We start from the raw sequence: 21,322 nt of genomic DNA on the forward strand, positions 1-21,322 counted from the left end.
TCCCCAGACATTACTCACCCGTCCGCCACTCGTCACCCGAGGAGCAAGCTCCTCTGTGCTACCGTTCGACTTGCATGTGTTAGGCCTGCCGCCAGCGTTCAATCTGAGCCATGATCAAACTCTTCAATTAAAGTCTGATTTGCCATCACGTGGATGGCGGTGCTCTGTGAATTAAAACGTCGTAATGAATTACGTGTTCACTCAGCAAAGACTTGATAGTTCATCTGCCCGAAGGCTGTGATATCAATCCTGCGAGTGCCCACACAGATTGTCTGATAAATTGTTAAAGAGCAGTGCGAACGCGGCTTAACCGGCGGTTCGCGAGGTGGCGTATACTACGCTTTCCTCTTTCAGAGTCAACCCTGTTTTACAGAATTTTCTCCGACGATTCCTTCTTACAGAATCTCTCAACCCGGCGACCGTTAAGCCGTTGTTCCGTGTCGATGGAGGCGCATTATAGGGACTTCCCTGCGGCTGACAAGCCCTGATTTGCGAAAAATAGCGCGTTCGCTGCTTTCCACAGCAAAAGGGTCATTTATACCTACTTATCCACTTTTTTATCCACAGACCATGCCTGTCCGGAATTTAAGCGAGCATCGCGCAAACGTTTTCGCTACAATGCCCCCGCAAAAAAACAGCCCCGTTTTGGGACGTTACCTGAGGCTTATTTGCCGTTTTCCTTTAATAAAAGGAAAAAGCTAAGCTTGATGTAACGCTCTTACTCTATGCGAACCACAGCCAGGGGATCATCACCATGCAACAACGTCGTCCTGTACGCCGCGCTCTGCTCAGCGTTTCTGACAAAGCCGGTATTCTTGAATTTGCTCAGGCGCTTTCAGCGCGAGGCGTTGAGCTTCTTTCCACGGGCGGCACCGCCCGCCTGCTGGCAGACGCAGGACTGCCTGTTACAGAAGTTTCAGATTACACGGGGTTTCCCGAAATGATGGATGGCCGGGTCAAAACGCTGCACCCCAAAGTTCATGGCGGGATCCTTGGACGCCGGGGTCAGGACGACGCGATTATGTCGCAACACAGCATCTCTCCTATAGATATGGTGGTTGTCAATCTTTACCCGTTCGCGCAAACCGTCGCCCGTGAAGGCTGCTCACTGGAAGATGCCGTAGAAAATATCGATATCGGCGGCCCGACAATGGTGCGTTCCGCAGCCAAAAACCATAAAGACGTGGCTATTGTGGTGAAGAGCAGCGACTACGCCGCCATCATTACCGAACTGGACGCCAACGAAAACAGCCTCCGGCTCAGTACCCGCTTCGACCTGGCGATAAAAGCCTTTGAGCATACCGCCGCCTACGACAGCATGATCGCCAACTATTTCGGCAGCCTGGTGCCTGCCTACCACGGCGAGACGCAGCAGCCTTCCGGCCGCTTCCCGCGTACGCTGAACCTGAACTTCATTAAAAAGCAGGATATGCGTTACGGCGAAAACAGCCATCAGGAGGCGGCTTTCTATATTGAAGAGAACATATCGGAAGCGTCCGTCGCCACGGCACAGCAGGTTCAGGGCAAAGCCCTCTCCTATAACAACATTGCTGATACCGACGCCGCGCTGGAGTGCGTAAAAGAGTTCATTGAGCCTGCCTGCGTTATCGTTAAGCATGCCAATCCCTGCGGCGTTGCGGTCAGCGGTTCCCTTCTTGACGCCTACGAACTGGCGTATAAGACCGATCCGACCTCGGCGTTTGGCGGCATCATCGCTTTCAACCGCGAGCTGGATGAAGCCACCGCGCAGGCAATCATCAGCCGCCAGTTTGTAGAAGTGATCATCGCGCCTTCCGCCAGCGCAGCCGCATTGAAGATCACCGCAGCAAAACAGAACGTGCGCGTTCTCACCTGTGGCCAGTGGCAGCAGCGTCGGGCTGGTCTGGATTTCAAACGCGTCAACGGTGGCCTGCTGGTGCAGGATCGCGATCTGGGCATGGTTAATGCAAGCGAATTGCGCGTGGTCAGCAAGCGCCAGCCAACGGAACAGGAGCTGCGCGACGCACTCTTTTGCTGGAAAGTAGCGAAATTCGTTAAATCCAATGCCATCGTCTATGCACGAGACAATATGACCATTGGCATTGGCGCAGGCCAGATGAGCCGCGTTTATTCCGCCAAAATTGCCGGTATCAAGGCTGCCGACGAAGGGCTGGCGGTGAAAGGTTCTGCGATGGCGTCAGATGCATTCTTCCCGTTCCGCGATGGCATTGATGCCGCCGCCGCCGTCGGCGTGAGCTGCGTGATCCAACCGGGCGGTTCGATTCGCGATGAAGAGGTGATTGCCGCCGCCGACGAACACGGCATCGCGATGATCTTTACCAACATGCGTCACTTCCGCCACTAATCAGGAGCCTGCAATGAAAATTCTAGTCATCGGTAACGGCGGACGTGAACACGCTCTGGCCTGGAAAGCGTCTTTATCACCCCTGGCGGAAACCGTTTTTGTCGCGCCGGGCAACGCGGGTACCGCGCTGGAACCGGCGCTGCAAAACGTTGATATCAGCGCAACGGATATTCCTTCGCTGGTGAGTTTTGCGCAACGTGAAAACATCGATCTGACCATCGTTGGGCCGGAGCAACCGCTGGTGGCAGGCGTGGTGGATGCCTTTCGCGCCGCTGGTCTGAAGATTTTTGGCCCCACGCAGGCCGCCGCTCAGCTTGAAGGTTCCAAAGCATTCACCAAGGATTTCCTGGCGCGCCACCATATTCCTACCGCCGGCTATGAAAACTTTACTGAAGTTGAACCCGCGCTCGCCTGGGTGCGCAAAAACGGCGCGCCGGTAGTGATTAAGGCAGATGGTCTGGCCGCAGGCAAGGGCGTGATCGTGGCGATGACGCTGAAAGAAGCGGAAGACGCTATTCAGGACATGCTGGCAGGCAACGCCTTTGGCGACGCGGGCCACCGCATTGTGGTGGAAGAGTTTCTTGAGGGCGAAGAAGCCAGCTTTATCGTGATGGTTGATGGCGAGCACGTGCTGCCGATGGCGACCAGCCAGGATCATAAACGCGTCGGCGATGGCGATACCGGCCTGAATACCGGCGGCATGGGCGCCTATTCCCCGGCGCCGGTCGTGACTGATGAGGTTCATCAGCGGGTGATGGACGAGGTGATCTGGCCGACCGTGCGCGGCATGGCGAAAGAGGGCAATACCTACACCGGTTTCCTCTATGCAGGTTTGATGATCGATAAACAGGGTCAGGTGAAGGTAATTGAGTTCAACTGCCGCTTTGGCGATCCTGAAACGCAGCCGATCATGCTGCGCATGCAGTCGGATCTGGTCGAGCTCTGCCTGGCGACGATTGACGGTAAGCTGGATAGCAAAACGTCGGCGTGGGATCCTCGCCCCGCGCTTGGCGTAGTGCTTGCCGCTGGCGGCTACCCGGGCGATTACCGTACCGGCGATCAAATCCACGGCCTGCCGCTGGAAGAGACACCGGACGGCAAGGTGTTCCATGCCGGCACGCAAATGCAGGACGATCTGGTGGTCACCAGCGGCGGGCGTGTGCTGTGCGTCACGGCGCTGGGTGAGGACGTTGCCGCCGCGCAGCGGCATGCCTATGCGCTGGCGAAAAACATCGCCTGGGATGGCAGCTTCTGTCGTCGCGATATCGGCTATCGGGCGATAGCTCGCACCTAGTCCGCCGCGAAGCGTGCAAAAGGCGAATCATCGATTCGCCTTTTTTTATGATCTGTCAGAACTCCGCCTCTTTTGGCTCGGTCGCGCATGGATCATCAATGGAAATCTGCAACATCTGAATGCCGGATGGCGCTTCCAGCCAGGCGACGCCCGCGCCAGTCCTGCGCTGCTGCCTGACCATGGCGCCGTTATCAAAATCAGGCGCGTCAGTCACGCCATCACAGCGCATGATTTTGCCTGAAGCTAACCAGCGCCCCTGTTTCAACAGCACCCGGCCCGCCAGCAAATCATCGCTGATTTTCAGCATGCGTTCTGCATCGAACTGGTAGAGCGCCACGTCATCTGCGGAGAGCGCTTCACGTCGTCCGTCCGTTTGCCGCTCCATAAAACTCAGGCCGCCATCCTGATCGAAGCGCAGCGTCACCGTACCGGGATGCTGGCCGGCGGTATGCCGTTCAAAGGCGATCAGCTTGTCTGCCTGCCATAAATAATCGGTGGTCTCCGTCGCACCGCCGCTGAAGGGCGTATAAACAGCCATCAGATGCCAGGTTTTCTGGGTACTGTTTTTGCGCCAGATACGCACGGTGCCGCGATCGGCAAGGTAGCCGCTGGCGGTAAAGTCAGGAAGATCCGGGCGTGAGCTACAGCCTGCCAGAAGTAAGAAAGTCAGAGCGAAGAATGAGAGTCTCATCGTGTGCTTACCACACAGGAAGGTGAGATGCCCGGCGAAGGCCGAACCATAAACAGGCGATCCATAACAAAAGGGGCTTAACGCCCCCCTGTTTAAATCTTTTCAACGTCGAACAGTTACTTAACGGCGTCTTTCAGTGCTTTACCCGATACAAAAGCCGGTACGTTTGCAGCAGCAATTTTAATTTCTTTGCCAGTCTGCGGATTGCGGCCAGTACGCTCAGCACGGTGGTTAACTTTAAAAGTACCAAAACCAACCAGTTGTACAGCATCACCTTCTTTCAGAGACTCAGTAATCGCAGCCAGGGTGGATTCCAGAGCAGCTTTTGCCTGGGTCTTAGACAGATCCGCTTTGTCCGCAATTACATCAATCAGTTGAGTCTTGTTCATAAGTTATCCTTACAGTGTATTTATCGCTTGCTAAGCATCGAGTGCGAGGGAAAAACCAGTTTTTGGCACTCTCCTGCATACACGCACCGATAGCCACATTTTTCAGCCCTCCAAATGTAGACCAGAGTGGGGGCGAATGTGAAGCCTCCTGGCGCTACAAATCAGGCCTGAAGTCACGTTTTCTCGCCTTATTGCTGAAAATTTATACCGATATTACTGATCCCCGCTTCGCGGAGGTCAGATCGCAGTCCTTTTATCAGTTCGACGTCCCGCTCCTCGCACTCGCTCAGCAGCCGGAAAATCTCCCACTGGATATCCCATTCATCAATGACCGCCGGATTTTCTTTTAGCTCTTCGTCGGTCATTTCGCGTTCGGCCTGAGTCATTTCCAGCATCGCCACGGTGGTAATTGACGCCTCGCTCACGGCAACGGCGTGCATAACCGTTTCACCACTCAGGCGGGAATGGAGCAGTTCGCTCATCGCCACGCAGGCATCAATCGCCGGATAGACGCCGTATAAATCGTAATCGTCGGCGGACGGGATGGCCTCTTCAAATTTCTCAAGCTGCAAATCAAAATTCACTTTCGCGTCTTTTACCAGCAGCGTTTCCCAAATCAAATCAAGCAGGCGGCGATAGAGCAGTCCGTCGCCGAAACCGGTCTGCTGGCAGAAAGCCCAATAGTTGGGGTACATGCGCTCGCAAAGGCAGGCCATAAAAGTCACATGCTGCCAGCTTTCCAGCTTTTCCAGCCGCAGATGAATGGGATTACGTAACATAGTGATATCTCATTAACTAAAATGCACGGCGTGCAGTGTAACTGAAAAGCCCGGTGGTCACACCTGCTCCTGCCAGCGAAGAAAAGCGGTGCGCTGTGAAGCCACCGCATCCGCCCAGCGCGTCGGCTCCGGCAGGCGATAGCCCTTCAGACAGGTTTCCACCCACGTAAGCGCGGTGTCGTTGCTGACGCGATGCCCCGGCGAAATAAACAGCGGGTTGCAGCGTCGCTTGCTGCGCAAAACCCAGCCAATCTGCTCGCCTTTATCAAGCAGCGGCTGTTTTGCGCCGGGCTCCTCATCGAGCGGCTCAAATTTGCCGCACAGGCGGCGCTTCGCCACGCCGATGGTCGGCACGTCCACCAGCAGGCCAAAATGGCTGGCAACGCCCAGACGACGCGGATGCGCGATGCCCTGCCCGTCAACAAACAGCAGGTCCGGCTGCTGCTCAAGTTGCTGCCACGCTGCCAGCAGCGCGGGATATTCGCGAAATGAGAGGAAGCCGGGGATATAGGGCATGGTGGTGGCAATGCGCGCAACGCGATGCTCAACCAGCTTAAGCGACGGGTATTCAAGAACGATCATGGCGGCACGAGTGACCTCGCCGCCCTGCTCAAAGCCAACATCAGCGCCGCCGATGTAGCGTGGCGGCAGAACGTCAAAATCATCGTCGGTGCGCACTTCTTTTGCGCGCGTCAATTGTTCCTGCCGCAGTGCCGCAATATCCATGTTTACTCCTGATGGTAAGGGCGGGAAAGACGGTGTACCGCTTCGACAAAAGCGCCTGCGTGCTCTGGCGGCACATCCTGATGTATACCGTGTCCGAGGTTAAAAACGTGGCCGGTGCCGTTGCCAAAACCGTCAAGAATACCGGCGACTTCCTGCTCAATACGCGCGGGTGGCGCATAAAGTAAGGAGGGATCCATGTTGCCCTGAAGCGCCACTTTATCGCCTACGCGTCGGCGCGCCTCGGCAATGTCTGTCGTCCAGTCGAGTCCCAGCGCGTCGCAGCCGGTTTCAGCCATCGCCTCCAGCCACTGCCCACCGCCTTTGGTAAACAGCGTAACCGGTACGCGCCTGCCCTCGTTTTCATGTAGCAGCCCATCGACAATTTTGTGCATGTAGTAAAGCGAAAACTCCCGATAGTCACGTCCGGTGAGCACGCCGCCCCAGGTATCAAAAATCATCACCGATTGCGCCCCGGCCAGGATCTGCGCGTTGAGATAGAGCGTGACGCTCTCCGCCAGTTTGTCGAGCATCAGATGCAGCGTTTCAGGCTCGGCGTACATCATCTTTTTCAACTTCGTAAAGGCTTTGCTGCTACCGCCTTCGACCATATAAGTCGCCAACGTCCATGGGCTGCCGGAAAAGCCGATCAGCGGCACTTCACCATTGAGGTTTTTACGTATGGTGCGCACCGCGTTCATCACATAGCCCAGTTCCTGTTCAGGATCGGGTATCGGCAGTTTCTCCACGTCGGCGCGGCAGGTGACAGGCGAAGCGAACCGCGGCCCTTCGCCAGCTTCGAACCACAATCCCAGCCCCATAGCGTCGGGAATGGTTAAAATATCAGAGAAGAGGATCGCCGCATCCAGCGGGTAGCGGCGCAGCGGCTGAAGCGTTACTTCGCAGGCCAGTTCGGCATTTTTGCACAGCGACATAAAGTCGCCAGCCACGGCGCGCGTTGCTTTGTATTCGGGCAGATAGCGCCCCGCCTGGCGCATCATCCATACGGGCGTGGTATCCACTGGCTGCCGTAGCAGGGCGCGCAAATAGCGATCGTTCTTCAGTTGATTCATGGTAAAAACTCTCTTTTATTCAGCCGCCTAGTATAGCATTCATTCCGCGTCGGCGCGGCACAGCGCCACGGTGTCTTCGATAAGACGGCGCGCTACGGTGCCGACAGGCGGCAGTTGCGGCAGCGCGTCGAAACGATACCAGCCCGCGTCCAGCAGCTCTTTCGGATCGATAACGATGTCGCCACTCTCGTAATCGGCCATGAATGCCACCATCAGCGACTGCGGGAAAGGCCACGGCTGCGAAGAGACATAGCGCAGGTTTTTCACTTTGATGCCGCTCTCCTCCATCACCTCGCGCGCCACCGTCTGCTCCAGCGTTTCACCCACTTCGACAAAACCGGCCAGCACGGTATAAATACCGTTGCGGTGCCGGGTATGCTGCGCCAGGAGGATCTCATCGCCGCGCCGGATCGCCACGATAATACAGGGCGCAATTTGCGGATAGTAACGCTGGCGGCAGTGTCCGCACAGGCAGGCCCATTCGGTGCGGCTGGTGTGCATTTCGTGGCCGCAGTACCCGCACCACTTATGCGATCGATAAAATTCCGCCAGTTGCAGGCCGCGCCCGACAAGCTGAAACAGGCCGGGCTCCCGATCGAGAAGCTGGCGCAGCGATCCCATCTCTTGGGCCCGGTTTTCGCGGACAAGCCAGACGGCATCACCCTGCCATTCGCCTATTTGTGATCCTGTCGATCCATTCAGATCGAATGTCCCGGCGCGACCAAACGGTAATTGACCTTTTGGTAGCCACAGTTTATGTTCATGGCTGACAACCCACCAGCCAGCGTCTACGCTTGAAATCTCACGTTCCATACATTGCTCGTCCTCAGCTTTACCGACTTTGTGCGTTACTGGATTGGGATCAGGCATATAACACACTATTTTCGGAGCATTTATGCTTAACCAGCTTGAAAATTTAACCGCACGTGTTGGCGGAAGCAGCGACCTTGTCGATTTTTACCTGCTGTCGCGTAAGCATCTGCTGGTCGCCTGGTATGAAGTGGTTGGCATCAAGCCTAACAAGGGATCGTTAAGCGGAATAGATGAAAACGCGCTTGATACCTTCTGCCAGAACCTGGTTGACTATCTGTCAGTCGGCCACTTTACCATCTACGAACGCTTTATCGAAGAGATGGAAGGTACCAAACAGCTGGCGGTCGCCGGGCGGATCTACCCGTCGCTTCAGTCCAATACCGAGCAGATCATGGCGATCTATGATACATGGCTCGAAAGCGCTATCGATCATGATAACAGCCAGGAATTTCAGAACGCGCTCTCGTTAATCGGTGAAATGCTGGAAATGCGCTTCTCGCTGGAGGATAAATTTATCCGTTTAGCGGTGGGGAAGCCTCAAGGCAGGACCAACGCGGCGAATGACGAAGCCGTAGCCCGCCCTGCCTGAAAAACGCGCGGTTAACACCTTGTAGTTTTCGTAATGCCCCTTTATGCTCAAGGGGCAATGATGTAACAGATGCCCTTTAAGCATCGCCCGTCTGGCCTTCCCGTTCGGGAAATCCAGATTCTTCTTGTCGGAGTGCCCCTCGGGGCTGAGACCGTTAATTCGGGATCCGCGGAACCTGATCAGGTTAGAACCTGCGAAGGGAACAAGAGTAGATCTTCTGTGAAAGCGTGTATGTTTTTCACGCGCCACGCATACTCCTCCGAACTCCAGACAAGCGACATTCCCTGATTATTAAGGAACGAGCTATGTCTACCGTTAAGAAAAAATCCGGCCGTCGCGAGCAGCGCGCCGAAGCCCAACAGTTTATCGACTCCCTCCAGGGCACTGCTTTTCCCAATTCAACACGCATCTGGCTGACGGGATCGCGTGATGATGTTCGCGTGCCGATGCGCGAAATCCAGCTCAGCCCCACCATGACCGGCGGCAGCAAAGACAATCCGCAGTATGAAGAGAATGAGCCGGTGCCGGTTTATGATACCGCCGGGCCCTACGGCGATCCGCAAGCCACAATCGATGTGCACGCCGGACTGACGAAACTCCGTGCAGGGTGGATTATTGCACGCAATGACACGCAAGCTATCGCGCAGCGCAGCTCTGCGTACACCCGCGAGCGTCTGGCAGACGAAACGCTGGATGAACTGCGATTCGACAACCTGCCGCTCCCCCGACGCGCGCAGCCGGGCCGCTGCGTAACGCAGCTCCATTATGCGCGTCTGGGGATCGTCACTCCGGAAATGGAATTTATCGCGCTGCGCGAAAACATGGGCCGCGAACGTATTCGCGGTGAAGTGCTACTTCAGCAGCATCCGGGCCACAGCTTTGGCGCGCAACTGCCGGAAAATATCACGCCGGAATTTGTGCGGCAGGAGGTCGCGGCAGGTCGCGCGATAATCCCGGCAAACATCAATCACCCCGAATCCGAACCGATGATTATTGGCCGCAATTTTCTGGTCAAAATCAATGCGAATATCGGCAATTCGGCGGTGAGTTCCTCTATTGAAGAGGAGGTTGAAAAGCTGGTGTGGTCGGCACGCTGGGGCGCTGACACGGTGATAGATCTCTCTACCGGCCGCAATATTCACGAAACACGCGAGTGGATCCTGCGCAACAGTCCGGTGCCGATCGGCACGGTGCCCATTTATCAGGCGCTGGAAAAGGTTAACGGCATCGCGGAAGATCTCAACTGGGCGGTGTTCCGCGACACGCTGCTTGAACAGGCCGAACAAGGCGTCGATTACTTCACCATCCACGCTGGCGTGCTGCTGCGCTATGTGCCAATGACCGCAAAACGCCTGACCGGCATTGTATCGCGCGGCGGCTCCATCATGGCGAAATGGTGCCTCTCGCATCATAAAGAGAGCTTTCTCTACGAACGCTTCCGCGACATCTGCGAAATTTGCGCTGCCTACGACGTTTCGCTCTCCCTTGGCGACGGCCTGCGCCCCGGCTCGATTCAGGATGCAAACGACGACGCGCAGTTCGCCGAGCTGCGCACGCTGGGCGAACTGACAAAAATCGCCTGGGAATACGATGTGCAGGTGATGATTGAAGGGCCCGGTCATGTGCCGATGCAGATGATCCGCCGCAACATGACTGAGCAGCTTGAACACTGCCATGAAGCGCCGTTCTACACGCTCGGCCCGCTGACTACCGATATCGCGCCCGGTTACGATCACTTTACCTCCGGTATTGGCGCCGCGATGATTGGCTGGTTCGGCTGCGCGATGCTGTGCTACGTGACGCCGAAAGAGCACCTCGGCCTGCCGAACAAAGACGACGTGAAGCAGGGTCTGATTACCTACAAGATCGCCGCGCACGCTGCCGATCTGGCGAAAGGGCACCCCGGCGCGCAGATCCGTGATAACGCCATGTCGAAAGCCCGCTTCGAATTCCGCTGGGAGGATCAGTTCAATCTTTCGCTCGATCCTGAAACCGCGCGCGCTTACCATGACGAAACCCTGCCGCAGGAGTCCGGCAAAGTCGCTCACTTCTGCTCAATGTGCGGCCCGAAATTCTGCTCAATGAAGATCACCCAGGAAGTACGAGACTACGCGGCGCAGCAGGAGGCAGAGGCCAGGCCCATTGAGGTTGGCATGGCGGAAATGTCGAAAGCCTTTCGTCATCACGGCGGCGAGCTTTATCACCCGACGGATACGCTGCCGACGGGAGAGAAAATATGAGCCGCGGCCCCTTTCCTGCCACGGCATCGCGGCTGGGGCTTTACCCGGTGGTGGATTCGGTAACGTGGATCGCGCGGCTGCTGGAGGCGGGCGTGCGCACACTCCAGTTGCGTATTAAAGACAGACCGGAAGCCGACGTTGAACAGGAGGTCGCCGACGCTGTTGCGCTGGGTAAGCGCTATCAGGCACGGCTGTTTATCAATGACTACTGGCGGCTGGCGATTGCGCATCAGGCTTATGGCGTACATCTGGGACAGGAGGATCTGGCGTTTGCCGATCTTGATGCTATTTATCGTGCCGGGCTACGGCTGGGCCTCTCCACGCATGACGACAGCGAACTGGAGCGCGCGCTGGCGGTACAGCCTTCCTATATCGCACTCGGCCATATTTTCCCGACGCAGACCAAACAAATGCCTTCGGCACCGCAGGGCCTGGAGGAGCTTCAGCGCCACGTTTCGCGCCTGAAAAATATCTCTACCGTGGCCATTGGCGGCATCACGCTTGCCCGTGCGCCGGCGGTGCTGGCGACTGGCGTGGGCAGCATTGCAGTGGTCAGCGCCATAACGCAGGCCGAAGACTGGCGGGCCGCCACGGCGCAGCTGCTGGCGCTGGTCGGCGCGGGAGGTGAGCCGGATGCTTAGCGACAACGATTTCCTGCGCTACAGCCGTCAGCTGCTGCTGGAGGAGTTTGGCCCTGAAAGTCAGCAGAAATTACAGCGCGCCAGCGTGCTGCTGGTGGGCCTCGGCGGTTTGGGTTCGCCCGCCGCGCTCTATCTGGCTGCCGCTGGCGTCGGCACGCTCCTGCTGGCCGATGACGATCGCGTGCACATCAGTAACCTCCAGCGGCAGATCCTGTTTCGCACTGCCGACAGCGGCACGTCAAAAGCGGCGCTGGCAAAGAAACAGCTCAGCGCACTGAATCCTCACATCGCCTGCGTGGCGCTGGCGCAGCGCATGGAGGCGGCCAGCCTGGCGGAGGTGGTACGAACGGTAGATTTGGTGCTGGATTGCAGCGATAACATGCCGACGCGCCATGCCATCAACGCGGCTTGCGTCCGGAGCGGCACCCCGCTGGTCAGCGCCAGCGCGGTTGGTTTCGGCGGCCAACTGCTGGTGCTCTGCCCCCCTTTCAGCCACGGCTGCTACCGCTGTCTGTGGCCCGATGATGCGGAGCCGCAGCGCAACTGCCGCACCGCTGGCGTACTCGGCCCGGTCGTGGGCGTGATGGGCACCTTACAGGCCCTGGAGGCGCTGAAAATGCTTACCGGACAGCCTTCTGCGCTGGCGGGCAAACTGCGCCTGTTCGACGGCAGACAGCAGACCTGGCGAACACTCACTCTGGAACGCAGCGCCGACTGCCCGGTTTGCGGAGGCCCGCATGAAAATCATCGTTAACGATGAGGCGATGACCTTTCCCACTACGCTATCGCTGGTTGGGGTGCTGGAACAGCTGCACCACCCGCAAATCGGCACGGCGCTGGCCGTTAACCAGCAGATCGTACCGCGCGATCGCTGGTCTTCTTTTCATTTGCAGGAGGGCGATGAACTGGTGATTTTCCAGGCCATCGCAGGAGGTTAATATGCTCAGGATTGCGGATAAAACCTTTTCGTCACGTTTGCTCACCGGCACCGGTAAATTTTCCAGCGCGGCGACGATGCTGGATGCCCTGCGCGAGTCCGGCTCTCAACTGGTCACGATGGCGATGCGCCGCGTCGATCTGCGCGGCGGCGATGACGGCATTCTTCAGCCGTTGCAGTCGATGGGCGTGCAGCTGCTGCCTAATACCTCCGGCGCGAAAACCGCAGAAGAAGCGATCTTTGCCGCCCGACTGGCGCGCGAAGCACTGGGCACTCACTGGCTGAAGCTGGAGATCCATCCTGACGTTCGCTATCTGCTGCCTGACCCGATTGAAACGCTTAAAGCGGCGGAAGCCTTGGTGAAAGAGGGCTTTATTGTCCTGCCCTACTGTCACGCCGATCCGGTGCTGTGCCGTCGTCTTGAAGAGGCAGGCTGCGCAGCGGTGATGCCGCTGGGTGCGCCCATCGGCAGCAATCAGGGGCTGAAAACGCGCGATCTGCTGAGTATTATTATCGAACAGGCGCACGTGCCGGTGATCGTTGACGCCGGTATCGGCGCACCCAGTCATGCCAGCGAAGCGCTGGAGATGGGGGCCGACGCGGTGCTGGTCAACACCGCGATCGCCTCTGCGCAACAGCCCGTTGCCATGGCGCGCGCCTTCAGGCTGGCGGTGGAAGCAGGGGCGCTGGCCTACCGCAGCGGGCTGGGAATCCGTCATCAGTACGCTCAGCCCACCAGTCCACTGACGGGTTTTCTGCAGCAGGGGGCCATAACATGAAGAGTTTTGTTGAGCAGTGGGAAACGCTTGACTGGGACGACATCCGCCTGCGCATCCACAGTAAAACGGCGGCGGACGTTGAGCGTGCGCTGAACGCACCGAAACCCGGTCGAGAAGATCTGATGGCGCTTCTCTCGCCAGCGGCAGAGGCTTACCTTGAACCGCTGGCGCAAAAGGCACAGCGGCTGACGCGTCAGCGCTTCGGTTACATCGTCAACCTGTTCGTACCGCTCTACCTTTCCAACCTGTGTGCCAACGACTGCACCTACTGCGGTTTTTCGATGAGCAACCGCATCCGGCGTAAAACGCTTAACGCAGACGAGATCGCGCGCGAGTGTCAGGCGATCCGCGCGCTGGGTTTCGATCACCTGCTGCTGGTCACCGGAGAGCATCAGGCGAAAGTGGGCATGGACTATTTTCGCCAGCATCTGCCGACCATTCGTCAGCATTTCAGCTCGCTGATGATGGAAGTGCAGCCGCTGGATGAACACGAGTATGCCGAACTGAAAACCCTCGGCCTGGACGGCGTGCTGGTTTATCAGGAAACCTGGCACCCTTCGGTCTACGCGCAGCATCATCTGAAGGGTAACAAGCAGGACTTTTTCTGGCGCCTGGAGACGCCCGATCGGCTGGGCCGGGCAGGCATAGATAAAATTGGTCTTGGGGCGCTGGTTGGCCTGTCGGAAAGCTGGCGCACGGATTGCTACATGATGGCAGAACATCTGCTGTGGCTGCAAAAAACGTACTGGCAGAGCCGCTACTCCGTCGCTTTTCCGCGTTTGCGGCCCTGTGCAGGCGGCATTGAGCCCGCATCAATCATGAACGAAGCACAACTGGTACAGGTGATTTGCGCTTTCAGGCTGTTTGCGCCGGAGGTCGAGCAATCGCTCTCTACCCGTGAATCCCCCCTGTTTCGCGATCGCGTTGCGCCGCTGGCGATAAACACGCTCAGCGCCTTCTCAAAAACGCAGCCGGGCGGTTACGCTGCTGGCGAAGCCGAACTGGAGCAGTTCTCACCACATGATAACCGGCACCCACGACAGGTTGCCGGGGCGCTGATCCGCGCCGGACTCCAGCCGGTCTGGAAAGACTGGGACAGCTTTTTGGGACGCGCCCCGCAGTGAAATCTACGGCAGTGCAACCGGATAAGAAAAACAGGAAGCCGCCGCGCAGGTCATCATATTGCGGCTGGCGTGTGAAAGGCGGCTCGCTATAGTGGCTGCGTTGACCGCCGACTGGTCATCCAGGGCCGTTTCTCCCCCCTCTTGCCGGCCCTGCCTTCTTTTCGTCAGGAGGGGTAAGGAGGACTGACCCGCAGTGCGCCATTGCCCGACTCAGCGCCGCGCCAAGTAATTCAAGGGCGCGGGATGTTTTTTCGGTAAAGGGCTGCGCGTAACTCAATCGCAGGCAGTTGCGGTATTTACCTGAAGCGGAAAAAAGGGAACCCGGGGCAATCTGAAGTTTCGCCTCTTTAAGCTCACGGTTAAGATGAAAGGCGTCGAACGCTTCAGGCAGTTCGATCCACATCATAAAGCCGCCCTGCGGACGGGAAACGCAGATACCATCGGGAAAATAGTGGCGAACCAGGCAGGTGAAGGCCTCAAGATTGCGCTGGTAATGGTGGCGCATACGCCTGACGTGCGTGGCATAGTGCCCTTCCTGAATATATTCAGCGACGGCAACCTGAGTGGGCGTAACGCTAAAACCCGTGACGATATATTTCATGTGCAACACGCGGTCGAAATAGCGGCCTGGTACGACCCAACCGACGCGAAGCCCCGGCGCCAGCGTTTTCGAAAAGGCGCTACAGAGTAATACGCGTCCGTCGTCATCCATCGACTTAATGGTGACGGGGCGGGGATACTGATAAGTGAGTTCGCCATAAATATCATCTTCGATAATGGCAATATCGAACCGCTGCGCCAGTGCCAACAGCGAACGTTTGCGCGCTTCAGGCATGGTAAAGCCCAGCGGGTTATTACAGGTTGGTACAACGACCACCGCTTTGACGGGCCACTGTTCCAGCGCCAGCTCTAATGCTTCCAGGCTGATGCCGGTTTGTGAGTCAGTCGGGATTTCAATGGCCCTGATATCAAAGCCGCGCAGGGTTTGCATAATGCCGTGATAGGCGGGAGACTCGACCGCTACAATGTCGCCCGGTTGACAGACTGCGCGAAGTGATACGGACAATGCCTCATGGCAGCCATTAGTGATAACCACCTCCTCAGCGGTAAAACGGCAACCGCTATCGATGGCCAGTCTGGCGATCTGCTCCCGCAACGCTTTCACGCCATTCAGCGAGTCATAATTCAGCATCTCCACGTCCTGCCGCTGACCGAGTTTGCTGATGATTCGCCATAGCGGCTTTAAGGTGGGCTGATCCACATCCGGCATGCCACTGCCGAACGCATAAGTATCCCGATCCTGCCGGGTATTGAGCAGATCCAGCACCGAGCTCCACTGCGTGACCTCTACCGGCCGCTGTACCGGCGTTGTTAATGCCGGTGTGGGCGGTAACGCTTTACGAGGCGCGACAAAATATCCGGAGCGCGCCTGCGGCAAAATGAGCTGCCTTTCTTCCAGGACATGATACGCCTGCTGCACGGTGCTGATACTCACACCGTGTTCCACGCTCAGGCTTCTTACCGACGGCAGACGCTCACCGCTCTGATAAAGCCCCTGTTCAATTCGCTTTGCCAACAGCTCGGCCAGATATTGGTAACGGGTCACTGTATGTCACCTTTGTTTTTTAAATTTTGAAAAACCAATACAGATGGAGATAAAAAATGCCATTCAGAGCCACTATGGCGCAATCTGTATGGTTAATAAATAATATTTTTGCATCTGTATCGAAAATCTTTTCCCCGTCAGGATGTACTTAACCGTGACGAGGAGGAAATGATGGAATTTAATGAGAATCGATCCGCACGCCCATTCGAGCAATCGCCATTCCGCCTGATATACCAGTTTCCCTGGCGGGCATGGAAAGCCTGGCGTCTGAGAGCGCAGACGCGGCGAACTCTGAAAAAATTGAGTCCTGAGCAGTTGAGGGATATCGGACTGACGAGGGAAGATGTCTATCGCTATAAATAGTGCGATGACGAATGCATCGCACAGCTGGTCTGATTCAGGGGCTGTTGATATCGTCAACCGCCCTTTTTTTTAATTGCCGCGATAGGTTGAGTAACCATACGGGCTCAGCAACAGAGGAATATGGTAATGGTCGCCATCTTTCTCAACGTGAAAAATCACCGGGATCTCCGGGAAAAAGGTCGGCTGCTTTATTTTTTGATAGTAATTTCCCGTCTGGAAAACCACCTTATAGTCGCCGTGGCTGAGGATTTTACCTGCCGGGAACAGTGCGCCGATGCGGCCATTATCATCAGTCGTGCCCGACGCCAGCTTTTTCCAGCCGTTCTCCTGCTTCTGCTCCAGATCAACAGCGATTCCTGCCGTTGGCGTTCCGGTTTGAAGGTTCAGGACATGAACGGAAAGCGGGTTTTTTACCGCATCGCCGTCGGCGGCGCCTGCAAAAAATGAGGCCAACATTAAGCCAGTCAGAAGGGATTTATTAAAGATGTTCATTAAGCTCTCCGGAGCGAGTGATTGCAGCAAAAATATAGAAGTAAGTGGCACAATCCGCCAGAAAATACCCCTGTAATATTGATTAATCACTGGCCCTAAATAACAGGCAAAAAAAAACCGCTCCGAAGAGCGGTTTTCACCGGGTCAGCAACGATTAATCGTCTTTGCCACCCAGTCCGGCGTTCAGCAGTTCCGCCAGGCTGGCGGACGCTTCATCCGCAGTCACCTGAGGCACAACAGGCGCTTCGCCTGCGGCCTTACGGCGCATACGATCCTGATGATACGCATAACCGGTACCGGCTGGGATCAGACGGCCCACGATCACGTTCTCTTTCAGGCCACGCAGTTCGTCGCGTTTACCTGCAACCGCCGCTTCAGTCAGTACGCGCGTCGTTTCCTGGAACGATGCCGCAGAGATGAAAGATTCGGTTGCCAGCGACGCCTTGGTGATACCCAGCAGATCGCGCATATAGGTTGCCGCGATTTTGCCGTTGGCTTCCAGTTCACGGTTAGAGATTTTAACGCGTGAAAATTCAACCTGCTCGCCATCCAGGAAGTCGGTGCTGCCTGCACTTTCAATGGTGGCTTTGCGCAGCATCTGACGAACGATGACTTCGATGTGCTTGTCGTTAATCTTAACGCCTTGCAGACGGTAAACTTCCTGCACTTCGTTAGTGATGTAACGGGTCACTGCATGCACGCCGCGCAGGCGCAGAATGTCATGTGGAGACTCTGGGCCATCGGAAACCACGTCACCACGCTCAACACGCTCACCTTCAAACACGTTCAGCTGACGCCATTTCGGGATCATCTCTTCGTAATGATCGCTGCCGTCAACCGGCGTGATCACCAGACGACGCTTGCCTTTGGTTTCCTTACCGAAGGAGATGATGCCGCTGATCTCAGCCAGGATTGCCGGCTCTTTCGGACGACGGGCTTCGAACAGGTCAGCAACGCGTGGCAGACCACCGGTGATGTCCTTGGTACCACCGGATTCCTGCGGAACACGGGCCAGGGTATCACCCGAGCTGATTTTCACGCCGTCTTCCAGCTGTACAATCGCTTTGCCCGGCAGGAAGTACTGAGCAGGCATGTCGCTGCCTGGGATCATCACGTCGTCGCCGTTAGCATCAACAATTTTCAGCGCCGGACGCAGGTCTTTACCACCCGCAGTACGTTCCGCACTGTCCAGGATCACCAGCGAGGAGAGACCGGTCAGATCATCCGTCTGGCGGGTAATGGTCTGGCCATCAATCATGTCAGTAAAGCGAATGAAACCGCTCACCTCGGTGATAACCGGCATGGTGTGTGGATCCCAGTTTGCGACGGTTTCGCCCGCTGCAACCTGTTCGCCATCGCCTTTCGCCATGGTAGAACCGTAAGGAACTTTATAGCTCTCTTTGGTACGACCGAATTCGTCGATCATTTTCAGTTCGACGTTACGTGAGGTGATCACCAGCTTGCCGGCAGAGTTAGTTACCGATTTAGCATTGGTCAGCTTAATGGTACCTTTGTTCTTCACCTGAATGCTGGATTCGGCTGCCGCACGCGATGCCGCACCACCGATGTGGAACGTACGCATGGTCAGCTGAGTACCCGGCTCACCGATTGACTGTGCCGCGATAACGCCGATGGCCTCACCTTTATTGATGATGTGACCACGCGCCAGATCGCGACCGTAGCAGTGCGCACACACACCGAAGTCGGTTTCACAGCTCACCACAGAGCGCACCTTCACGCTGTCGACAGAGTTCTCTTCCAGCAGGTCACAGATGTGCTCATGCATCAACGTGTTGCGTGGAACCAGAATGTCGGCAGTACCAGGCTTCAGCACGTCTTCAGCGGTAACACGACCCAGTACGCGCTCGCGCAGTGGTTCTTTAACGTCGCCACCTTCGATAACCGGCGTCATCAGGATGCCTTCGTGCGTGCCGCAATCGTCCTCGGTCACCACCAGATCCTGCGCAACGTCAACCAGACGACGCGTCAGATAACCGGAGTTCGCGGTTTTCAGTGCGGTATCCGCCAGACCTTTACGCGCACCGTGCGTCGAGATGAAGTACTGAAGTACGTTCAGACCCTCACGGAAGTTCGCGGTGATCGGCGTTTCGATGATGGAGCCATCCGGCTTCGCCATCAGACCACGCATACCTGCCAGCTGACGGATCTGCGCAGCGGAACCACGCGCACCGGAGTCGGCCATCATAAAGATGCTGTTGAAGGAAACCTGACGCTCTTCCACGCCGTCACGGTTAATGACGCTTTCGGTAGAGAGGTTTTCCATCATCGCTTTAGCAACGCGTTCGTTGGCCGCAGCCCAGATATCGATCACTTTGTTATAGCGTTCGCCTGCGGTAACCAGACCAGACTGGAACTGTTCCTGAATCTCGGCAACTTCTGCTTCCGCTTCAGAGATGATTTCAACTTTCTTCTCTGGAATAACCATGTCGTCGATGCCCACAGACGCGCCTGAACGGGCGGCGTAAGCAAAACCGGTGTACATGGTCTGGTCAGCAAAAATAACGGTCGGTTTCAGGCCCAGAATGCGGTAACAGGTGTTCAGCATTTTGGAGATCGCTTTCTTACCCAGCGCCTGGTTGACGATGGAGTAAGGCAGACCTTTAGGTACGATCATCCACAGAATCGCGCGACCGACAGTGGTGTCGATCAGGCTGGTTTTCGCGGTGAAATCGCCCTGGTCATTTTTTTCATATTCGGTGATGCGCACCTTAACGCGTGAATGCAGCTCGGCCAGACCGGCGCGATAAATACGCTCGGCTTCTTTCGGGCCGGTCAACACCATGCCTTCGCCTTTACCGTTCACCTTGTCGCGGGTCATGTAGTACAGACCCAGCACAACGTCCTGAGAAGGAACGATGATTGGCTCGCCGTTCGCTGGCGACAGGATGTTGTTGGTGGACATCATCAGCGCACGCGCTTCCAGCTGGGCTTCCAGCGTCAGCGGTACGTGAACAGCCATCTGGTCACCATCGAAGTCGGCGTTGTACGCCGCACACACCAGCGGATGCAGCTGGATGGCTTTACCTTCAATCAGAACCGGCTCAAACGCCTGGATACCTAGACGGTGCAGGGTTGGTGCACGGTTCAGCAGTACCGGGTGTTCGCGAATGACTTCGTCGAGGATATCCCAAACGACCGCTTCTTCACGCTCAACCATTTTCTTGGCGGCTTTGATGGTGGTCGCAAGGCCACGCAGTTCAAGCTTGCCGTAGATGAACGGTTTGAACAGTTCCAGCGCCATTTTCTTCGGCAGACCACACTGGTGCAGGCGCAGGTATGGGCCCACGGTAATCACGGAACGACCTGAGTAGTCGACGCGTTTACCCAGCAGGTTCTGACGGAAACGACCCTGCTTACCTTTGATCATGTCAGCCAGAGATTTCAGCGGACGCTTGTTAGAACCGGTGATGGCACGACCGCGACGGCCGTTATCCAGCAGCGCATCAACCGCTTCCTGCAACATACGTTTTTCGTTACGCACGATGATATCTGGCGCGGCCAGATCCAGCAGGCGTTTCAAACGGTTGTTACGGTTGATCACGCGACGATACAGATCGTTCAGATCCGACGTTGCAAAGCGACCGCCGTCCAGCGGCACCAGCGGACGCAGATCCGGTGGCAGCACAGGCAGCACGGTCAGGATCATCCACTCAGGCTTGTTGCCCGACTGCACGAACGCTTCCAGCAGCTTGATACGCTTGGTCAGCTTTTTACGTTTGGTTTCGGAATTGGTTTCGTTCAGCTCTTCACGCAGCTGCTCGCACTCCTGCTCCAGATCCATGTTTTTCAACAGGCCCTGGATCGCTTCCGCACCCATTTTCGCGTCGAACTCGTCACCAAACTCTTCCAGCGCGTCGAGATACTGCTCTTCAGTCAGGATCTGACGACGTTCCAGGTTGGTCATGCCGCCTTCAACAACGACATAAGATTCGAAATAGAGCACGCGTTCGATATCGCGCAGCGGCATATCCAGCAGCAAACCAATGCGCGATGGCAGTGATTTCAGGAACCAGATGTGCGCGGTAGGCGAAGCCAGTTCGATGTGACCCATACGCTCACGACGAACTTTAGTCTGGGTCACTTCGACGCCACACTTCTCACAGATCACGCCGCGATGCTTAAGGCGCTTGTACTTGCCGCACAGGCACTCGTAATCTTTTACCGGGCCAAAAATACGGGCGCAGAAAAGACCGTCGCGCTCAGGTTTGAACGTACGATAGTTGATGGTTTCCGGCTTTTTAACTTCGCCAAAAGACCAGGAACGGATCATGTCTGGCGAGGCCAGAGCAATTTTGATCGCATCAAACTCTTCGGTCTTAGTTTGCGCTTTCAGAAACTTAAGTAAGTCTTTCACGGATTAGCTCCCGTCGGAGTGAGACTTCTCAGAGCGACCCGGCCGGGCCGCCCTGTAACCAGTACAAATT

General features: G+C 56.5%; 19 protein-coding genes, 1 rRNA gene and 1 riboswitch. Of the genes, 10 read left to right on the top strand and 10 right to left on the bottom strand.

Translation table 11 applies throughout. The annotated features are described in order from the left end of the window. A 16S ribosomal RNA gene (locus tag GS12_RS16285) occupies positions 1 to 130 on the bottom strand; the annotation flags it as partial. 624 nt (positions 131 to 754) lie between these two features. Here GS12_RS16285 and purH point away from each other — a divergent pair. Further along, positions 755 to 2,344 carry a bifunctional phosphoribosylaminoimidazolecarboxamide formyltransferase/IMP cyclohydrolase gene (gene purH, locus GS12_RS16290; RefSeq protein ID WP_034948858.1) on the top strand — a complete coding sequence of 530 codons (1,590 nt, stop codon included), beginning with the start codon at positions 755 to 757 and terminating at the stop codon, positions 2,342 to 2,344. Positions 2,345 to 2,357: 13 nt separating this feature from the next. Further along, the gene (gene purD / locus GS12_RS16295) at positions 2,358 to 3,638 is read left to right on the top strand and encodes a phosphoribosylamine--glycine ligase (RefSeq protein WP_034948860.1); all 1,281 of its coding nucleotides are present in this window, start codon (positions 2,358 to 2,360) and stop codon (positions 3,636 to 3,638) included. 55 nt (positions 3,639 to 3,693) lie between these two features. Here purD and GS12_RS16300 read toward each other — a convergent pair whose 3' ends face one another. The 6 genes from GS12_RS16300 to nudC form a co-directional block, all read right to left on the bottom strand. Then, the gene (locus GS12_RS16300; RefSeq protein WP_034948863.1) at positions 3,694 to 4,329 is read right to left on the bottom strand and encodes a DUF1481 domain-containing protein; all 636 of its coding nucleotides are present in this window, start codon (positions 4,327 to 4,329) and stop codon (positions 3,694 to 3,696) included. Between the two features lie 116 nt (positions 4,330 to 4,445). After that, positions 4,446 to 4,718 (bottom strand): nucleoid-associated protein HU-alpha, encoded by a 273-nt coding sequence (hupA, locus tag GS12_RS16305; protein WP_002438605.1) that lies wholly within the window; start codon positions 4,716 to 4,718, stop codon positions 4,446 to 4,448. A gap of 188 nt (positions 4,719 to 4,906) precedes the next feature. Beyond that, complete coding sequence (locus GS12_RS16310) at positions 4,907 to 5,497, bottom strand: YjaG family protein (protein ID WP_034911384.1); 591 nt, start codon at positions 5,495 to 5,497, stop codon at positions 4,907 to 4,909. A 57-nt stretch (positions 5,498 to 5,554) separates the two neighbouring features. Beyond that, the gene (nfi, locus tag GS12_RS16315) at positions 5,555 to 6,223 is read right to left on the bottom strand and encodes a deoxyribonuclease V (RefSeq protein ID WP_034948864.1); all 669 of its coding nucleotides are present in this window, start codon (positions 6,221 to 6,223) and stop codon (positions 5,555 to 5,557) included. Positions 6,224 to 6,225: 2 nt separating this feature from the next. Continuing rightward, a complete protein-coding gene (gene hemE / locus GS12_RS16320) occupies positions 6,226 to 7,293 on the bottom strand; it encodes a uroporphyrinogen decarboxylase (RefSeq protein WP_034948866.1) in 1,068 nt (355 codons plus the stop codon). Positions 7,294 to 7,332: 39 nt separating this feature from the next. Then, entirely contained in the window at positions 7,333 to 8,106 is a 774-nt protein-coding gene (gene nudC, locus GS12_RS16325; RefSeq protein ID WP_034948869.1) for an NAD(+) diphosphatase, read from the bottom strand. Positions 8,107 to 8,188: 82 nt separating this feature from the next. Between nudC and GS12_RS16330 the strand changes: the two genes are divergently transcribed. From GS12_RS16330 to thiH, 7 genes are all read left to right on the top strand, one after another. Further along, complete coding sequence (locus GS12_RS16330) at positions 8,189 to 8,695, top strand: Rsd/AlgQ family anti-sigma factor (protein ID WP_034948871.1); 507 nt, start codon at positions 8,189 to 8,191, stop codon at positions 8,693 to 8,695. A 118-nt stretch (positions 8,696 to 8,813) separates the two neighbouring features. After that, a riboswitch (TPP riboswitch) is annotated at positions 8,814 to 8,914 on the top strand. Between the two features lie 86 nt (positions 8,915 to 9,000). Next, positions 9,001 to 10,935, top strand: a complete 1,935-nt coding sequence (thiC, locus tag GS12_RS16335) for a phosphomethylpyrimidine synthase ThiC (RefSeq protein WP_034948873.1) — start codon at positions 9,001 to 9,003, stop codon at positions 10,933 to 10,935. Further along, complete coding sequence (gene thiE, locus GS12_RS16340) at positions 10,932 to 11,576, top strand: thiamine phosphate synthase (RefSeq protein ID WP_034948876.1); 645 nt, start codon at positions 10,932 to 10,934, stop codon at positions 11,574 to 11,576. Before thiC ends, thiE begins: the two co-directional genes overlap by 4 nt. Continuing rightward, positions 11,569 to 12,330 carry a HesA/MoeB/ThiF family protein gene (locus GS12_RS16345; protein WP_034948878.1) on the top strand — a complete coding sequence of 254 codons (762 nt, stop codon included), beginning with the start codon at positions 11,569 to 11,571 and terminating at the stop codon, positions 12,328 to 12,330. The genes thiE and GS12_RS16345 overlap by 8 nt, the downstream gene beginning before the upstream one ends. Then, positions 12,314 to 12,514 (top strand): sulfur carrier protein ThiS, encoded by a 201-nt coding sequence (thiS, locus tag GS12_RS16350; protein WP_034911366.1) that lies wholly within the window; start codon positions 12,314 to 12,316, stop codon positions 12,512 to 12,514. The genes GS12_RS16345 and thiS overlap by 17 nt, the downstream gene beginning before the upstream one ends. Position 12,515: 1 nt before the next feature. Beyond that, complete coding sequence (locus GS12_RS16355) at positions 12,516 to 13,292, top strand: thiazole synthase (RefSeq protein WP_034948880.1); 777 nt, start codon at positions 12,516 to 12,518, stop codon at positions 13,290 to 13,292. Beyond that, on the top strand, positions 13,289 to 14,416 hold the full coding sequence (thiH, locus tag GS12_RS16360) for a 2-iminoacetate synthase ThiH (protein WP_034948883.1): 1,128 nt from the start codon (positions 13,289 to 13,291) through the stop codon (positions 14,414 to 14,416). Before GS12_RS16355 ends, thiH begins: the two co-directional genes overlap by 4 nt. 115 nt (positions 14,417 to 14,531) lie before the next feature. Here the strand turns inward: thiH and GS12_RS16365 are convergent, their stop codons facing one another. Next, complete coding sequence (locus GS12_RS16365) at positions 14,532 to 16,022, bottom strand: aminotransferase-like domain-containing protein (RefSeq protein ID WP_052118501.1); 1,491 nt, start codon at positions 16,020 to 16,022, stop codon at positions 14,532 to 14,534. A 171-nt stretch (positions 16,023 to 16,193) separates the two neighbouring features. Between GS12_RS16365 and GS12_RS16370 the strand changes: the two genes are divergently transcribed. Beyond that, the gene (locus GS12_RS16370) at positions 16,194 to 16,385 is read left to right on the top strand and encodes a DUF1127 domain-containing protein (protein WP_034911356.1); all 192 of its coding nucleotides are present in this window, start codon (positions 16,194 to 16,196) and stop codon (positions 16,383 to 16,385) included. Positions 16,386 to 16,454: 69 nt separating this feature from the next. On the opposite strand, the gene uraH is transcribed toward GS12_RS16370, so the two are convergent. Together uraH and rpoC are read right to left on the bottom strand one after the other, a co-directional pair. Beyond that, positions 16,455 to 16,877, bottom strand: a complete 423-nt coding sequence (gene uraH / locus GS12_RS16375; RefSeq protein ID WP_034948885.1) for a hydroxyisourate hydrolase — start codon at positions 16,875 to 16,877, stop codon at positions 16,455 to 16,457. Positions 16,878 to 17,031: 154 nt separating this feature from the next. Further along, on the bottom strand, positions 17,032 to 21,252 hold the full coding sequence (rpoC, locus tag GS12_RS16380; protein ID WP_034948888.1) for a DNA-directed RNA polymerase subunit beta': 4,221 nt from the start codon (positions 21,250 to 21,252) through the stop codon (positions 17,032 to 17,034). Positions 21,253 to 21,322 lie beyond the last annotated feature (70 nt).

Source organism: Erwinia oleae (assembly GCF_000770305.1).
Lineage (GTDB): Bacteria > Pseudomonadota > Gammaproteobacteria > Enterobacterales > Enterobacteriaceae > Erwinia > Erwinia oleae.

What these genes read in the sequence shown, in the direction of transcription:
- GS12_RS16355 (WP_034948880.1), top strand. Translation starts at nt 12,516, where the DNA reads ATGCTCAGGATTGCGGATAAAACCTTTTCGTCACGTTTGCTCACCGGC.
- thiC (WP_034948873.1), top strand. Translation starts at nt 9,001, where the DNA reads ATGTCTACCGTTAAGAAAAAATCCGGCCGTCGCGAGCAGCGCGCCGAA.
- uraH (WP_034948885.1), bottom strand. Translation starts at nt 16,877, where the DNA reads ATGAACATCTTTAATAAATCCCTTCTGACTGGCTTAATGTTGGCCTCA.
- purH (WP_034948858.1), top strand. Translation starts at nt 755, where the DNA reads ATGCAACAACGTCGTCCTGTACGCCGCGCTCTGCTCAGCGTTTCTGAC.
- hemE (WP_034948866.1), bottom strand. Translation starts at nt 7,293, where the DNA reads ATGAATCAACTGAAGAACGATCGCTATTTGCGCGCCCTGCTACGGCAG.
- GS12_RS16310 (WP_034911384.1), bottom strand. Translation starts at nt 5,497, where the DNA reads ATGTTACGTAATCCCATTCATCTGCGGCTGGAAAAGCTGGAAAGCTGG.
- nfi (WP_034948864.1), bottom strand. Translation starts at nt 6,223, where the DNA reads ATGGATATTGCGGCACTGCGGCAGGAACAATTGACGCGCGCAAAAGAA.
- thiE (WP_034948876.1), top strand. Translation starts at nt 10,932, where the DNA reads ATGAGCCGCGGCCCCTTTCCTGCCACGGCATCGCGGCTGGGGCTTTAC.
- GS12_RS16300 (WP_034948863.1), bottom strand. Translation starts at nt 4,329, where the DNA reads ATGAGACTCTCATTCTTCGCTCTGACTTTCTTACTTCTGGCAGGCTGT.
- GS12_RS16370 (WP_034911356.1), top strand. Translation starts at nt 16,194, where the DNA reads ATGGAATTTAATGAGAATCGATCCGCACGCCCATTCGAGCAATCGCCA.
- purD (WP_034948860.1), top strand. Translation starts at nt 2,358, where the DNA reads ATGAAAATTCTAGTCATCGGTAACGGCGGACGTGAACACGCTCTGGCC.
- GS12_RS16345 (WP_034948878.1), top strand. Translation starts at nt 11,569, where the DNA reads ATGCTTAGCGACAACGATTTCCTGCGCTACAGCCGTCAGCTGCTGCTG.
- hupA (WP_002438605.1), bottom strand. Translation starts at nt 4,718, where the DNA reads ATGAACAAGACTCAACTGATTGATGTAATTGCGGACAAAGCGGATCTG.
- thiS (WP_034911366.1), top strand. Translation starts at nt 12,314, where the DNA reads ATGAAAATCATCGTTAACGATGAGGCGATGACCTTTCCCACTACGCTA.
- thiH (WP_034948883.1), top strand. Translation starts at nt 13,289, where the DNA reads ATGAAGAGTTTTGTTGAGCAGTGGGAAACGCTTGACTGGGACGACATC.
- nudC (WP_034948869.1), bottom strand. Translation starts at nt 8,106, where the DNA reads ATGGAACGTGAGATTTCAAGCGTAGACGCTGGCTGGTGGGTTGTCAGC.
- GS12_RS16330 (WP_034948871.1), top strand. Translation starts at nt 8,189, where the DNA reads ATGCTTAACCAGCTTGAAAATTTAACCGCACGTGTTGGCGGAAGCAGC.